The following is a 15,100-nucleotide window of genomic DNA, read 5'->3' as shown; positions in this document are numbered from 1 at the left end:
GACAGCGATCCTGTTTCATTTGGGAGGCTTACGCCTATTGCCCACCCACCTGAATTAGGGAAGACCCTTATACATACAGTATTGGAGCTCTATCATGGGCATGCCGGCGATTGTGGACGATTGGGGTTGCGGAATCGACGGGGCGCGGTTGGGCCAGGCGATAACCCTGCTCTCGGCGCAAATGAACTCTGCGAATCACCGTTTGTTGCGGATGATCGCGGAGTTTGATCGCAGCGGGTGTTGGCGCGAGCAGGGGACCATGCGTTCCTGCGCCCACTGGCTGGTTGCTAATTGCGGGATTACGCTGGGTGCTGCGCGAGAGAAGGTGCGGGTCGCACGGCAACTGGTAGCACTGCCCGAGTTGAACGAAGCCTTCTCAGAGGGCGGTATTTCCTATTCCAAGGTGCGCGCTATTACGCGAGTGGCCACGCCTGAAAACGAAGGCTTTATGGTGCACCTGGCGCAGCAGAACAGCGCTGGGCATCTGGAGAAGCTGGTGAGCAGGTATGAACCAGTTCCGGAGCCGGGGTTGGCGGAGTTGCTGGAGTCGGGACCGGAGGAGATTGCGGCTGCCGGAGTGTCGGGCGAAGCAACCGAGAGTGGCGCCACGCCCGAGCTGGATGCTGAAGCCATGCGCCAACTGGCTCGGGAACTCTACTGGTTTCAGGACGAGGACGGCATGTGGATTATTCATGCCAAGTTACCACCAGAGCAGGGGCAACTGGTCATGAAGGCGCTGCAGGCCGTGGTCCGGCCGCTGGAAGAGGAACGCCAGGAAGAGTGGAAGGCAAAGCAGAAGGCGCGCATGCAAGCGGTGGCGCGCAAGATCCTGCAGCGTAGGGGCGCAGGGACAGACGCGAGCCCGGCAGGCAGTACGGACCAGACAGAGCCAGTTGTGGACGCAGAAGGCGGCGTAAACCCCGGAGATACCGCAGAAAGCAAAGCCAGCGAAGCCTTGCCAAATCATCTTGCCTATGCGTGGGCGGAGGAGAAAATCTCTGCGGAAACTTTTTCGCAGCACATGAACCAGGTCCGAGCCGATGCGCTGGTGGCGATGGTGGAGCACTTTCTGGCCTCGGGGCCGGATTATCGGGGTTTGCAGGGGTTGAAGGGGGCAGAGCGGTGCCAGGTTGTCATGCACGTAGACATGAATACGCTGCGCGAGCAGCGGTCGGGTGTGTGTTGCACCCATGGTCGGGCGCACTTCGAGGATAGACCGTGGCTGTCGCCATCCACCGCGCGGCGGCTGAGTTGCGACGCGTCCCTCGTTACCGTGCTGGAAGATGACGCCGGCAAGGTGCTGAACGTGGGTAGAAAGTCGCGGATAGTACCGGAGCATATTCGACGTGCCCTGCGCGAGCGGGACGGGGTCTGCCAGTATCCCGGCTGCCAGGAATCAGAGTACGTGGATGCACACCACATCCAGCACTGGGCCGAGGGTGGAGAAACGCGGCTGGATAACCTGGTGACACTGTGTCGATTCCATCACCGTCAGTTGCACCGTGGGTGTTTTGATGTTCGCCTGACCGGCGTCTCCGCGGAGATTTTATCGCCTGAAGATTCTTAGGGGCCGTAGATCACATGGGGAAAAAGGGTCCTTTGAAAGCAGTAAAGTTTTTCTGGTGCCGGGGCCGGAATCGATGGTCCGGCACTCCGGCCGGTACGACCGTACCGGTTCGCGCGCTGAGTTTGGATCCTGGTGCCCGGGACCTCTACCGCTGGCCCGTCTGACCCCGTAGCATGACATGTCAAATGGCCTATCAATAAGGGTGTTTCCGTAATTTTCTTGTTTACCCCCGTATCCTGCTGTAGCATGGAATTGCGTTCCCTATGTAGGGTAGGTGTAAGGGATCGTAAGATCGATTCCCGAGAAAGTGGTACCCACATAGGTATAGGCTATGCCGAAACTCGCAAAAGAACTTTCCGACTCACACGTTCGCCGCCTGAAGTGGGGAACAGTCCAGTCTGGCCCCAACAAGGGCAAGCCCTGCCCCAAGCTGCACGCGGTTGGTGGTGTCGGCGGTCTGTACCTGCAATGCTCACCCCCTGCCCCAAGCAATGAGACCTATGCCCGTTCCTGGCTACTGAAGACCCCTGTCGGCAATGATCGGCCAGAGCTGGGGCTTGGCCCCTATCCAGAAGTGACGCTCTCTGTGGCGCGCCAGAAGGCCCGGGACATAAAGGAACAGATCAGACAGGGTATTGACCCCCGCGTGACCCGAAAAGCCGCCAGATCGACGTTGCTGGCCGAGCAGGCCAAGTCTGTCACCTTCCGCACAGTATCCGGCATGTACATCAAGAAGAAGGCTCGGGAGCTGAAAACGGCAAAACAGGTGCAGAAGCTGAGTTCCCATCTCGAAAGCTACGCATATCCAATGTTGGGTAACCTACTGGTCGCTGACATTGAGCGTGCGCACATTGTTAAGATGCTGACCCCTATCTGGGAAGCGAAAACCGAGACTGCCAGTAGGGTCAGGGCAACTGTCGAGCGCATTCTCGATATGGCCGGGGCCGAAGGACTCCGGGCTGGTGACAACCCCGCCCGCTGGAAAGGCAACCTTGAGTTGTCGCTACCGCTGCCGAGCAAAATATCCAAGGTACAGCACTATGCCGCCTTGCCTGTGGAAGAAATGCCCGAGTTCATGCGAGCACTGACCACCAGAACCACTATCGGCGCACTAGCATTACGTTTTGGCATACTGACTGCTGCCCGATCTGGAGAAATTCGGGGCGCGATATGGGATGAGATTGACATGGATGCCGCAGTCTGGACGGTACCGGGCGAGCGGATGAAGAACGGGCGCGCTCATAAGGTGCCCTTGTGTGGCGATGCACTGACCCTGCTGGTCGCCCTTCCCCGCCATGCTGACAATGATCTGGTGTTCGTCAGTCCTCGCGGCAAGATGTTGTCAGACATGACCCTGACCAAAGTCATTAAGGACATGGGCCACAAAGTCACGCAACACGGCTTTAGGGCTACGTTTAGGACATGGGCACAGGAACATACTACCTACCCCGAGGAAGTCTGTGAACTGGCCCTAGCGCACATCAATTCGGATGCTACGCGGGCCGCATACGCCCGTTCGGAGTTGATCGATAAGCGTCGCAAGCTGATGAAAGATTGGGAGCGGTTTTGCCGGCAGGACCTGTCGAAGAAGGGCAAGGTGGTCAGCATCAGGCAAGACAGAGACTAACTCACTCGCACGATTGGTTGTGGTTTTGATGAAGTTTCCTGTCTTCTCCATCGGAATACATGTCTGTGCTACGCCCAAACGCTAAGCAATTTGGCGACTTGTAAAGAAACCCTTACAAATTTCCGTGCAGTTTAGAAGGCTCCGCATCAGATATTCATAAGCGGAGTGGAACAGCCCACCAGCGACATTCGTCGCCACCACTCACAACTGCAGACCTAAATCGTCATCTTGATGCCTAAACCCGGCATTGCGCGAATATTGGTCCACATGGCCGCGATCATCGTGAAGCTCTCCGCGATCTGAAATTGATTCCTTTCGAGCACATGAAGGAACTCCGCAGCAGCTAGCGCCCATTGAAAAAAAGCGCCACCAAAACGGTTAGCCCAAAGTACTCAGGAGAATTCATGGCGCCAGCTCCATCCTGTCGCCTTCTATGGTGTCCGCGGGCCGTTGGCCATCTTGTGCGGCGCGCTCCCATTTGTACTCCCACGCTGACCGCGCGGTAAACGGCGCTCGCGCCCAGCGGGTAACTCCAAAATAGGCAAATTCAACTTAAACGCCCCGGGTTTACAATTGCTCTGAGACGGCAACACATGGAGTGCGACGCTATGCCAAAAAATGAAGCCCCCCCCCGCAGCCCTAACGGCAAGTGGGCAACTGACTTAACCCTGGCCGAATACTTCGACGTGTCCAGGTGCACGATCTGGCGCTGGGCAAAGCTTGGAAAGCTGCCTCCCCCTGAAAAAATCGGCGACAACACAACTCGCTGGGATTTCGACGCTGCTGTCGAACACGCCCTGTCAAAGAGGAGCAAATGACATGAGCCGCTCCGTCCCGACATCTGGACTCATCCAGCGCAAGATCCATGCGATAACTGCCCGCATTGCCGACTTCCTCCCGCAACAGGGGGGGGTTAAAGAGCTAACAGGCGAGGGGGTATATCCGTCTATGTCCACTGCCGATTTGCTCAGAAGTGCCCCGTTACTGGGGGCAAAAAAGCGTAAAGCGGTGAATCCTGAAGCCACCCGCAAGTTGATGGAGTTTAACAGGAGCGCAGCATGAGACACGCAGCCGCAAAAAACCCTTCAGTGCGCGATGGTTCGCCGGTCCTAGTGACTGTCGAGCGCGGCGCAGTCTCGACCATTGTTGAAGTCGATCACCAGACCATTCTGCACAACGTCCACGGCAGCGCATGGGCAGTTGCCCCTGGCGTCGATGATCTGGCCGACATAGTGGATGACGCCGCAGGCGCATGGCGTCTGCTGGGGTCGAGAGCATGAGACAAATAGAGAGGCTATCCCCCAGCATCATTGAAGCGCCGCCCGGACGCCGCGAAGTTGACGGCAAGGCTGTAGACGCGCTGGCCAGATCAATCGAGCGCATGGGGCTTCGCACCCCGATCACTGTTCGTATCGTTGACAACTACGTTGACACTGATGGCGTGGTTGTTGACGGTCAGCCGATGCTGGTGACAGGTGCGCACCGATTGGAGGCCGTCCGAAAGCTGGGCTTGGATAAAATCGAATGTTACATATTCGACGGTGACAGCGACATTGATGCAGAGCTGTGGGAGATAGACGAAAACCTATGTCGCCACGAGTTGACCCCAACCGAGGTTGCTGAGCATTCAGCCAAGCGCAAGGAGTTGTGGGAGGCGCGGCGCATTCAGGACGCAGCAGAAAGTGGCTCAACTTGCGCCACTTTAGAGGTTAATGGTCGCGGCAATGAAGGCTTCGCCACAGATACCGCAAAGGCATCAGGCCAAAGCAAGGCCAGCGTCAACCGCGCCGTCAAGCGCGGCAACGAAGTCTGCCAGGAGGCCCGCGACCTGATCCGGGGCACCAAGCTGGATACCGGGGCCATGCTCGACAAGCTGGTCAAGATGGAGCCGCAGCAACAGGTGGAGTATGCCACCGACCAGATCAACTACCCTCAAGAGCGGCCAGTAAGTCGCGGTGTCGGCATTCGCTGCGGGCATGATGCCATAGCAGCATTGAAGCGCATTCCCCTTAGTGACGGACTACGGCAAGACGCCTTCGACATGGTAATCGACTGGATCGAAACCAACCGTGGAGACCGGGAATGATGACCAGAATTGAAAACGCCCCCGACAGTGTGGAGCTGTCAGAGGGCGCAAAGGTTGGGCAACCTCGAAAAGATTATAGCACCGCGCCCGCCTTTACACCCGCCGAGCTTCAGGCGATGCACAAGTGGTGCCTGAAATACCGAGACCTGGTGAGGTCAGGCGGCAAGCCTTCAGGCCAGCAAGACAACCTATTCCGCATGTTCTCGACAGTCTGCTACGCAACGGGGGCCGCTTATGAACATTGTTGACTTACAGCAGCGGGCCGCAGTATTCCACCAGGACTACTTCGCAGGGGTCAGCGGCGAGGAAGTAGACGATTGGGAGCTAACCCTATTCGGTACTCCCGCAGAGCCTGACTTGTCACACGATAACCTGGCTCTTGAATTATCGCGGGCGGGGTTCTCTCAAGATGCACGTTATGTTCACGCAGTCGGCAAGTGGTTCCTGTTCGACGGCAGCCGTTGGGTCAGGGACGACAAGCTGGGGCACATGACGGCAATCAGGGAGTATCTGCGGGCCGTAGCGGATGGGCTGGAACGATGGGCAGAGGAACATGCCGGAACCGATGCGGGGCGCAGGCAGGCAGCTACATTTATTCGATCACTGAAACAGGCCCCGACTGTAAACGCCGTTGAGACCATGGCCAGATCCAACGCGGATCTGGTGGCGACCATGGACCTGTTCGATGCTGACCCTCTGCTACTCGGTACACCAGGAGGGACCGTTGATCTGAGGACCGGAAAGCTTGTCAAGGCACGCCGCGATCATTGGCTGACCAAACAGACAGCCGTGACACCAGCATCCCCAGGGGCCGCTGCGCCGCTCTGGGGGCGGTTTCTAAATCGTGTGTTCAATGGTGACCAGGAGCTTATCGACTTCCTGCAACGGGCCGCAGGGTACGCCCTGACCGGGCACACGCGAGAGCATAAGTTGCTTTTCTTATACGGCACCGGGCGCAACGGGAAAAGTGTATTCCTCAATACCCTGTTTGACGTCATGGCTGACTATTCCAAGCGGGCAGCGGCGCAGACATTCCTTGATTCACATAGTGAGAGGCACCCTACCGATCTGGCTGGATTGCATGGCGCGAGGTTGGTAGCCGGGAGCGAGCTTCCGCCAGGGAAGGTATGGAATGAGTCAGTAATCAAAGACCTGACCGGGGGCGATGTGATTACAGCCCGGTTCATGCGGCAGGACTTCTTTGATTATCAACCGCAGTTCACTCTGTTCATTGCCGGGAATCACCAACCGGCATTCCGTGGGATCGATGAGGCTATCAGGGCGCGAGTGGTGTTAGTCCCGTTCACTGTGACCATTCCAGCCGATGAGCGCGACCCGGAGCTACCCCAGAAGCTACAGGAGGAATGGCCCGCGATACTGAGATGGATGGTAGACGGTGCGGTTGCGTGGCAGCGGCAGGGTTTGGCAGTGCCAGACAGTGTGAAGGCCGCCAGTCTGGAATACCTCGACTCGGAGGATACGTTAGGAGAGTTCGTAGCCGACAACCTCATCACTGCACCCGGCTGTGGTGTGACTCACGCCGCCATGTACAAAAGGTTCACTGAATGGCAGCGAGCCAGTGGGCTATCAAACGTGTGGAGCAAGATCGCCATGACCAAGGCGCTCAAGGAGCGCGGCCTCCAAGCCGCGCGCGGTGGAGCCGGTACTCGGGGCTTTTCTGACGTCCGACTTTCCACTATGCCAAGCGATTACAGGGCAGCAAAAAATGGCGAATTCTGAGCTTGTGACAGTTTGTGACAGTTTTTTACATATCACCCGTAATTTGGAGAAACCCCTATTTCCTATCTACGGGGTATATAGGAAAAACTGTCACAAAGTGTCACAGATTCTTTTCACCCCAAGGCAACCGGAGCTTCTTTGCGCAATCACCATGGAAAATCTATCTGTACCAAAAAGGAGTAGCACATGCCAGACGATACGAAAAAGCTGACGCCCAAACAGGAAGTCTTCGTACAGGAGTACCTGGTCGACCTGAATGCCACCCAGGCGGCGATCAGGGCCGGGTATGCGCCCAAACGCGCTGACGCCATTGGGTTTGAAAACCTGAGAAAACCTGAGATTGCCGACGCTATAGACGCAGCCAAAACTGAACGCTCCGAGCGAACCCAAATCGACTCAGAATACGTCCTCCGGCGGCTGGCAGAGATAGACCAGATGGATGCCGCAGACCTGTTTGACGACCAGGGGAGGCTGCTTCCCATCCGCCAGTGGCCAAAGGTATGGCGCCAATATATTTCCGGCATGGATGTTACGGAGATGTGGGGCGGTAGGGGTGACCGGGAGGTCGCCGGGGTTCTGAAGAAGGTCAAATGGCCTGATAAGGGGAGAAACCTGGAGCTGCTTGGCCGCCATGTCACCGTTCAGGCCTGGAAGGAGAACGCCAAGGTCGAGGTGGCCGATAACCGGCTGGTCGAGACGCTGAACGCGGCCCTAGCGCGGGCAGGGGTCAAACCAGAGTGATACCCTGCCCACGACGGGGATTAGGCATTGAGGGATACAGACCTGTTCACCAGGATGGCAAATGCCCAGCCCCGTACTGGTAATTCACGCAGGCGTCCCAGAAGCCACCGCAGCAGTGCTGGCGAGGTCTCGCTGATCTGGTCGCTGTGCCCGGGGGCAACGACGAGCGCGGTGGCACTTTTGGCCCTGCCGCCAATAAAATAGCGCACTTGCTGCGTTTTCTGGAGGTTCTTCACCCAGCAGGAACGCCCTCCACGAGCGGTGCTGATGATCCTGTAGGGCCCGACGCCCAAGCTCCATAGTGGCGTGCGCCTGGGGCTGCCGCTTTTGAAACCGGTACTCTCCAGCACGATCATGCTGACTGGCAGCAGGCACGACGAGGCGACACCCCGGCGCACCGCGGGTTCTACCAAGGCATTTATACTGCGAAACAGGTTGCGCTCTAGGGCGGCAAGACTAGTGGGCCATGCGGTTAATTAGGTAATGCATCTTTGGCTCTCTTTACTTTGGCCAGGATAGTCTCGGCGTTCTTTGCCCATTTGAATGGCTTGGCGAGGTCACGATTGTGTATACGGATGAACCGCTTCAATTCGGACTTCAACTCCGGCACGCTACTGAAAACTCCGCGGTAAAGTGCCCGACGTTCAAGTTGAGAAAACCAGCCTTCGACGGCGTTCAACCACGACGCGCTGGTTGGCGTGAAGTGAAAGTGGATTCTCGGTTGTCCCGCGACCCATTCCCTGACCTCCTTGGTTTTGTGGGCGCTGAGATTATCCAATACGATATGCAGGTCCTTGTCCTTTGGTGTTTGTCTTTCCACCTGCTTCAGGAAAGCCAGGAACTCTTTGGATCGCGATCGTTTCTCGACTCTGCCTATCACTTCGCCAGTGAGGACATTAAAAGCGGCATAGAGCGCAGCGGTACCATTACGCTTATAGTCGTGTGTGCGACTACCAATTCGCCCCTCGGACAGTGGCAATCCGGGCTGGGTGCGATCCAGAGCCTGAATCTGAGTTTTCTCGTCTACGCACAGCACCAGAGCATTGTCCGGTGGATCCATGTAAAGGCCGACGATATCCACCACTTTTTCAGAGAAATTGGGATCATTGCTGATCTTGAACGTTCTCAGCCGGTGCGGCTTCAGATCCGCCGCTTGCCAAATCTGACGCACCTGCCAAGTAGTAATACCCGCGTACTTGGCCATCAAGGACACACTCCAGTGTGTAGCTTCTTGAGGAATGTGGCGCGTCGTCAACGTCAGAACTCGATCAACCGTATCCGCATCAATGACCGTCGGGCGTCCTGGCCTGGATTGGTCGAGCAGCCCCTCCGGGCCGGATTCAATAAACCGCCTCTTCCACTTATGGACCGTTTTGGACGAGACACGTTGAGCCGCTGCCACATCCGCGACCTTGGCTCCGTCAGCCAAAGCGAGAATCATCTTTGCCCTGCTGACTTGGCCCTGAGGAAGCGAGGTGCTGCGAATCCAGCCTTCCAACGTCGCCGCGTTCTCTTCACTAACTTTAAAATTGCCATGAGTAACCATAGCGAAATTATATCAAAAAGAGACCCCGAGTCTAACCTTATTTACCGCATGGCCCACTAGCGACCATTGCTATCGGCTCATTTGGGGGGTTGCCGTGAAATTACGTCTGCTATGTCAAGCTGGATCTGCGGTCCTCGCTTGCGCCCACTGTCAGCAGCAAGTGCGTCCCGTCCATTGAGTCAAGCCAAAGTCATCAAGCCAGATTTGCACTCTGGCTCATGCTTCCGAAAAATGGTCAATGTCTTCCGGAAAACCTGACCTAGCATGCCCCGAGATACACCTGTAAGCACGCATCAAATCCTTACAGGCATGTGTCTGCGTAAGACCAAAGCCGCGTATTGTGATACCGAAACACCGGGTTTCAGCCACCCACTCGACTCCGTTGAATATGATCGTTACTGGAATCATGGGCTGAGTATAGACCATGCGACATCGAGCCCCCTCCATCGACCTGCGGGATACCCGCTTCCGTCTAGCTGCACCCGGTCGAGCTAGGGCGTATCGAGGGCCAATAGGGGACTGCGTTTGCTGTTGACTGAGCGAGAACAGCGAATGATACTGCCCGACCAACGTTTCAAGCTAAGTTATCGGAAATCAAAGGCTACCGCTATGACTTCAATTCCAATCAGTACGTTGATAGCCGAGGGCGACCCGTTGACGCCGCCCGACTGGAACGAGCAGAAGGAACGGGAGGCGCAAGAGCAGCGCGAGCTGGTCAGGCAACGCTGCGAAGAGGAATATTCCTCCAGTCCCTTATGGAGAGCGAGAGCGGAGCGCGACCCGGAATTCTGGAAAAAGTTTTCACCCGGTCGGATTCGCTAATCCGTGACGGCGGCCTAAACAGGGTATTCTCCAGCGCCGCCACCCTTTCCGGAAGCAACCCCTCTGACGCCTCACGAAGGGGCCTGAGAGCGCGGGCCCTGATAGCAGGACATTGGGACGGCGACCACGCCGCAAGCGGCCAGGCCGCCAGACGGGAGACTAGGAACACTGAGCTGATAACAAAAAAGGCTCCAAGGTTATCCCGGGAGAGGCCCGGGGCAAGGAGCCCACAAACGCTGACAAGTTCAGTATTGGGGACCATCTAGCTGACCAACACATCCTGACCGATTAGAATCCCGCCTTCAATCGCACGTCTGGGCTCCGATTGCCCAGGGTCAACGACATCCGGCGGGAAGATAGAAAACGAACATAGGCCAGAAGAAACGCCCCGGGTTCAACGCAGGCTCTGGGCTCCAGATCCCCAGCAGCGGCGCTGAACCGGGACGCTTGAGGAGATAATAGACCAAAAGTGAGGCTCAGGGTGACAACGAGTTGGCTACAATTGTTGGCGATGGAGCCACNATCCCCAGCAGCGGCGCTGAACCGGGACGCTTGAGGAGATAATAGACCAAAAGTGAGGCTCAGGGTGACAACGAGTTGGCTACAATTGTTGGCGATGGAGCCACGGGCTTCTGGGCCGCGCTGGAGGAGGTCTATCCGGGAACGCGGCACCAACGGTGCTGGATGCATAAAACGATGAATGTGCTGAACTGCCTGCCGAAGTCGCTGCAGCCAAAAGCCAAGCAGGTCTTGCATGAAATCTGGCAGGCCGACACCCGGGAGGACGACGAGAAAGCGTTTGACCTGTTCATAAAGACGTACGAAGCCAAGTACCCGAAGGCGGTGCTATGCCTACAGAAGGATCGAGAGGAACTGATGGCGTTCTACGATTTCCCGGCACAGCACTGGCAGAGCATACGGAGCGTGGGGAGAGGGTCAATGGGGTAATCCGGAAGAAATCATAGTGACCGATGACAGTAGGTTAAAGTGCCACTTTACTACCATTGTAGAGCGGGTAGATATGATGTGGTGTGACCTGCTCTAGTTTATGTTTCACTGGCTATATTTAAAGTCCCACAAAGGTCAGTTATAAAATGAGAAGTAATCCTATTTGTTCTTTGGCCAGGGTCATTATCCCAATCTTCTATATCGCTTTCTTGGTCGGCTGCACATCAAGTACGGCCGTGGTGGAAAAAGAAAAGGTTTACGTTGGTATGAATAAGGCAGAATTGAAGAGGGCTCTAGGCGCAACCACACTTGGAGAAGACCCTTTTATTAGCGGATGTTTCAGACAGTACTTATTGGAGAAAAAAATTGAGATCTTGTCCTCTTCATCTGAGTCCGTTTATTTTATATTTGAAAATGTCAATGAGCCAAGCAAGGGGTGTAGCCGTTCGAAGCTGGGGGATGGCTCTCTAAAAGCATGGAGGCATTCATATGCGGAGGTTGCTGAATACTTCGAACAAATTTTCCCAGAAACTGAAGTCTACAACATTGATACTCTGCGTGTGACCACTGAAAAAATGAAGACTGATATTTGTGCTTCTGGCGCGATTCACAAAATAATTCTAGAAGGCACAATCAGTCCAGACAGCAGTTTCGCAATGGGAAAGTTGTTGCAGAGATCGCCTCATTGTAGGAACAGTCGGGGGCAAGTGATAGTAGCGACAACCGTGCAATTAAAGTCGGGCGGGGGCTATCTCGTTGACGGATATAAATTGGGCAGGAGTCTTCGAGAGTCAGGGGCAACAACGTTAATCGAAAACCAAACAGGCTGCGCCTCATCTTGCGCCGTAGCGTTCCTCGGGGGCAAGAAGCGTGTCGTCGAGGATGCCGGTTCGGTAATGTTTCACGCACCTTATTTCTCCGGGAAGAATTCATATGGAGAAAAAGTTATTGACTGTGACATTCCAGAGCCTGACCTCCAGATACTCAATGATTACTACAGTGAAATGGTAGGCAAGGAAGCTGGTGATCGACTCTATGACCGCACTATGTGGTATTGCAGTGCCGAAGATGGTTGGGTTGTATCTGGTGGTAGTGCCGCCGAATTATTCGATATTGCCACAGAAAAGTAGTACCGGCTCATTCATTCCAGTTCACCAGCTTCAGGGCTTCGTTAGCATCGACTCCGGCTTCCCTCGCTTGTGCCAGTAGCTGCACAACAGCACTCGCGGCAAGGGCACGGCCTCCGGCATCGTAGGCTTGAAAGGGTTGCATGACGTCGATTTGCGCCCCATCGCTACTGTGAACGCCGCTTCTTCTTCGCTGCTCATCGTTTCGGCGTCTGGCGTCGACCACGGCTGATGTCGACAATCTCAGCAGGCGCAGTGGGCGCTATTTGATACCTGCCGCAAGCGTTGACCAGCGTAATCCCACCCCTCTCGCTACTGATGTACCTGGAGCCGTCTGCGTAGATTTCATAACAATCTGTGTCGGAGACTAGGCTCAACATCGGAGTCCATGGGGTGTAGCTTTGGCGGGACATTGCGATTCTCCAGAGAATCGATTTTATGCTATGTTGGATCAACTAGTTAGATGACCAGCACTGCAATACCGACGGCTAACGCATTTCCGCTTCGCCTCCACTCCATAGCCATCTGTGCTGTGGGTGTTAGCATAATGAGGTCCAATAGTGTCGAAGCATAAGAAACAGCATGTAATCCCGCGATGTTATCTGAAGGCTTGGTGCGACAGCCGCACTCCGAAGGGGCAGACGCCCTATGTTTGGATTTTCCCAAAGGACCAGAGAAATGGCAAGAAGAAGGCGCCGGACAACATTTTTCACCAAACTGAGATGTATACGATTAATTCGGATAGCGGAGAACGTGATCTGACTGTTGAAAAAAGTCTCTCTGGGATAGAGGACGCTTTTACGATCATCAGGAATTCTAAGCTAAATTTTCGGCGAAATCTCACAGCAGAAGAACACTTCGTCCTGTGTATATTTGTTTCGTCGATGCATGCGCGAACAATTCAACAGCTAGAGCATATGAGCAGCCAGTGGCGCCGCCCACTCGAAATGATGGAAAAAATGGATGAGCAGATAAAAGCAGCAAGTCCTGAGAAACTGAAAAAGATGTCATCTATTCCAAAATTACAGCCAAGCGACAGCGGGCCAGGATTAACCATGGATGAGGTTCGGAAAATTGTACAGCACCCCGTAGAGACAATGCTATTTCCAATGATTAGTACCGAAGCCCCTATACTATTTAGACTGGATTTCAGCGTTCTTTGCACAAACTCGGCTAGGGGCTTTATCACGTCGGATGCGCCTTGCGTTTGGAGGGATCCCGAAGCATACAAAAGACCCCCTCTCTACAGGTCTCCGGCACTCGGTTATAAGTCGATTGAAATACTTCTGCCTGTATCTCCAAGCCAATGTATATTCCTGAATCGGAGCGGAATACGAGGGTATTTAGATATTGAAGATCGCGCTGTTAGTCATGTAAATAGGACAATTCGGTTTTCAGCCGACGCTCACTTCATTTCTAATCAGGACGGTGTGGAAGACCATTGGTTTGACCCAGGGGTTGAGCCGGAAGATTCTTGGGAAAATCGACACAGGAACGCTAGCAAGGAGAACCAGACGGACGCATGAATTTACCTCTGTTAGGGCAGTAATAAGGGTCCGGACTTGGCCGAAAGCCGTCACTTTGGGTTAGCTGACCGCCCCCTGGGATACGACCGCTCTCGCGCACAGCGGACATCTGGCTGGGGCCAATCCTAATCACTCAAGCTCATCGAGTATGTCATACAGCTTCTGCCGGCTGAACCCCAACTGCTTCGCCACTGCGGCCTTCGGTATACCCTCAGATAACATTTTCACGGCTCGCTCTCGGACAGCCTGGGAGATTGACGGCTTCCGCCCCATCTTCACCCCTCGCGCCATCGCGGCCCGCCTGCCTTCATTGGTGCGCTCCAGTATGCGCTCCCGCTCTGCCTGGGCCACCGCGGCCAGGATAGTGGTCACCATCTTGCCCATGGAGCCCTCGGTGCTGATTCCGTCGTCCAAAAACTGGACGGTGATTCCACGTTCGTGCAGGTCTTCAATGATGCGAATCATGTCAGCGGTATTGCGACCGAGACGGTCGAGCTTGGTAATGACGATATGGTCGCCCTGGCGGGCCTTGGTCATCATCAGTTCCAGGCCCTGTCGCTTGTCGTTCTTGCCGCTGGCCTTATCAGTGAACAGGAAGTCCTTGTGATCCTTTACCCCGGAAGCCTTAAGCTTGTCGAGTTGCGTGGTCAGATCCTGCTGGTTGGTTGATACCCTGGCATATCCAAGCTTGACCATATTTCGGTTCTCCCGTGTCAACTAAGTCGAATACTTGACACCTATGTGTCAATAAAAAGGAAAAAACGATTTAATGTACAGAGTATTGGGAAGTTATTTAGGTGTCAATTAAATATTAAATAAATGTACATTCTTGCGGGATGGGTAGCTTCGCCCCCCCACGTGTGATGACGACTGGCCTGAAAACGGTACGTGTGCATGTGTACAGTGGTGTGGGTAGCGTCGCCACCATATATAGTCCTGCCACGCTGTCACCGCCAGCTGGCGCCTGTGGCGTCCTCGATACTGGCAAGGACTCAATGGAGATAGAAAATGAATATCGGTATCAAGTTAGTCTATGTCGCATGCCTGACTCTTGCTTCAACCGCAGCCGCTGCAGGTTGTGTCGGCTCAACCGCACCCGGCGGAGCCTGCTCAACCGCGCCGGGTGGTGGCCTATCAACTGCTCCAGGCGGCGGTTTATCAACTGCGCCGGGGGGTGGGTTATCGACTGCCCCGGGCGGAGGGTTGTCAACAGCACCTGGGGGCGGCCGTTCAACCGCGCCGGGAGGTGGGTTATCGACTGCCCCCGGCGGTGGCCTCTCTACTGCACCGGGAGGTGGGCGGGTAGTGTCCCCATGAGTGGTGTAAATCTTCACGGTGGAGTGGCGGCCACCGTGGGTCTCCGTAAACTG

The 15,100-nt window shown here is 55.3% G+C and carries 15 protein-coding genes and 1 pseudogene; 13 read left to right on the top strand and 3 right to left on the bottom strand.

Annotated features, from left to right (window positions below; translation table 11 throughout):
- The first annotated feature begins 94 nt into the window (after nucleotides 1–94).
- The 9 genes from Q6D67_RS20855 (at nucleotide 95) to Q6D67_RS20815 (ending at nucleotide 7,761) form a co-directional block, all read left to right on the top strand.
- Nucleotides 95–1,567, top strand: a complete 1,473-nt coding sequence (locus tag Q6D67_RS20855) for an HNH endonuclease signature motif containing protein (protein WP_304707714.1) — start codon at nucleotides 95–97, stop codon at nucleotides 1,565–1,567.
- Between the two features lie 331 nt (nucleotides 1,568–1,898).
- Nucleotides 1,899–3,194 carry a site-specific integrase gene (locus tag Q6D67_RS20850; protein ID WP_304707712.1) on the top strand — a complete coding sequence of 432 codons (1,296 nt, stop codon included), beginning with the start codon at nucleotides 1,899–1,901 and terminating at the stop codon, nucleotides 3,192–3,194.
- 608 nt (nucleotides 3,195–3,802) lie between these two features.
- Nucleotides 3,803–4,012, top strand: coding sequence for an AlpA family transcriptional regulator (locus tag Q6D67_RS20845; protein ID WP_304707710.1), 210 nt, complete (start codon nucleotides 3,803–3,805; stop codon nucleotides 4,010–4,012).
- A gap of 1 nt (nucleotide 4,013) precedes the next feature.
- Nucleotides 4,014–4,256 carry a hypothetical protein gene (locus Q6D67_RS20840; RefSeq protein WP_304707708.1) on the top strand — a complete coding sequence of 81 codons (243 nt, stop codon included), beginning with the start codon at nucleotides 4,014–4,016 and terminating at the stop codon, nucleotides 4,254–4,256.
- Complete coding sequence (locus tag Q6D67_RS20835) at nucleotides 4,253–4,474, top strand: hypothetical protein (RefSeq protein ID WP_304707706.1); 222 nt, start codon at nucleotides 4,253–4,255, stop codon at nucleotides 4,472–4,474. The genes Q6D67_RS20840 and Q6D67_RS20835 overlap by 4 nt, the downstream gene beginning before the upstream one ends.
- Nucleotides 4,471–5,280 (top strand): ParB N-terminal domain-containing protein, encoded by an 810-nt coding sequence (locus Q6D67_RS20830; protein WP_304707704.1) that lies wholly within the window; start codon nucleotides 4,471–4,473, stop codon nucleotides 5,278–5,280. Before Q6D67_RS20835 ends, Q6D67_RS20830 begins: the two co-directional genes overlap by 4 nt.
- Nucleotides 5,277–5,528: a hypothetical protein gene (locus Q6D67_RS20825; protein ID WP_304707702.1), complete on the top strand. Its 252-nt coding sequence runs from the start codon at nucleotides 5,277–5,279 to the stop codon at nucleotides 5,526–5,528. The genes Q6D67_RS20830 and Q6D67_RS20825 overlap by 4 nt, the downstream gene beginning before the upstream one ends.
- Entirely contained in the window at nucleotides 5,515–7,020 is a 1,506-nt protein-coding gene (locus tag Q6D67_RS20820; protein WP_304707700.1) for a phage/plasmid primase, P4 family, read from the top strand. Before Q6D67_RS20825 ends, Q6D67_RS20820 begins: the two co-directional genes overlap by 14 nt.
- Before the next feature lie 186 nt (nucleotides 7,021–7,206).
- Entirely contained in the window at nucleotides 7,207–7,761 is a 555-nt protein-coding gene (locus tag Q6D67_RS20815) for a terminase small subunit (protein ID WP_304707698.1), read from the top strand.
- A gap of 20 nt (nucleotides 7,762–7,781) precedes the next feature.
- Here the strand turns inward: Q6D67_RS20815 and Q6D67_RS20810 are convergent, their stop codons facing one another.
- The gene (locus Q6D67_RS20810) at nucleotides 7,782–8,117 is read right to left on the bottom strand and encodes a nitroreductase/quinone reductase family protein (RefSeq protein ID WP_304707697.1); all 336 of its coding nucleotides are present in this window, start codon (nucleotides 8,115–8,117) and stop codon (nucleotides 7,782–7,784) included.
- Nucleotides 8,118–8,233: 116 nt separating this feature from the next.
- On the bottom strand, nucleotides 8,234–9,307 hold the full coding sequence (locus tag Q6D67_RS20805; protein ID WP_304707696.1) for an IS630 family transposase: 1,074 nt from the start codon (nucleotides 9,305–9,307) through the stop codon (nucleotides 8,234–8,236).
- 593 nt (nucleotides 9,308–9,900) lie between these two features.
- Here Q6D67_RS20805 and Q6D67_RS21970 point away from each other — a divergent pair.
- The 4 genes and pseudogenes from Q6D67_RS21970 to Q6D67_RS20785 all read left to right on the top strand — a co-directional run bounded on the left by Q6D67_RS21970 (nucleotide 9,901) and on the right by Q6D67_RS20785 (nucleotide 13,730).
- Nucleotides 9,901–10,395: a hypothetical protein gene (locus tag Q6D67_RS21970; RefSeq protein WP_370552010.1), complete on the top strand. Its 495-nt coding sequence runs from the start codon at nucleotides 9,901–9,903 to the stop codon at nucleotides 10,393–10,395.
- Nucleotides 10,396–10,720: 325 nt separating this feature from the next.
- Nucleotides 10,721–11,053: pseudogene (locus Q6D67_RS20795) on the top strand (transposase); the annotation flags it as partial.
- Nucleotides 11,054–11,223: 170 nt separating this feature from the next.
- A complete protein-coding gene (locus tag Q6D67_RS20790; protein WP_304707693.1) occupies nucleotides 11,224–12,207 on the top strand; it encodes a hypothetical protein in 984 nt (327 codons plus the stop codon).
- Nucleotides 12,208–12,764: 557 nt separating this feature from the next.
- The gene (locus Q6D67_RS20785; protein WP_304707691.1) at nucleotides 12,765–13,730 is read left to right on the top strand and encodes a DUF4238 domain-containing protein; all 966 of its coding nucleotides are present in this window, start codon (nucleotides 12,765–12,767) and stop codon (nucleotides 13,728–13,730) included.
- A gap of 129 nt (nucleotides 13,731–13,859) precedes the next feature.
- On the opposite strand, the gene Q6D67_RS20780 is transcribed toward Q6D67_RS20785, so the two are convergent.
- A complete protein-coding gene (locus Q6D67_RS20780; protein WP_304707689.1) occupies nucleotides 13,860–14,426 on the bottom strand; it encodes a recombinase family protein in 567 nt (188 codons plus the stop codon).
- Nucleotides 14,427–15,100 lie beyond the last annotated feature (674 nt).

Origin of the sequence: Haliea sp. E1-2-M8 (genome assembly GCF_030649675.1) — a bacterium.
Classification (GTDB): domain Bacteria; phylum Pseudomonadota; class Gammaproteobacteria; order Pseudomonadales; family Halieaceae; genus Haliea.
Note: the sequence above shows the minus strand (reverse complement) of the source record. Positions and strands in the feature narration are given on the sequence as shown.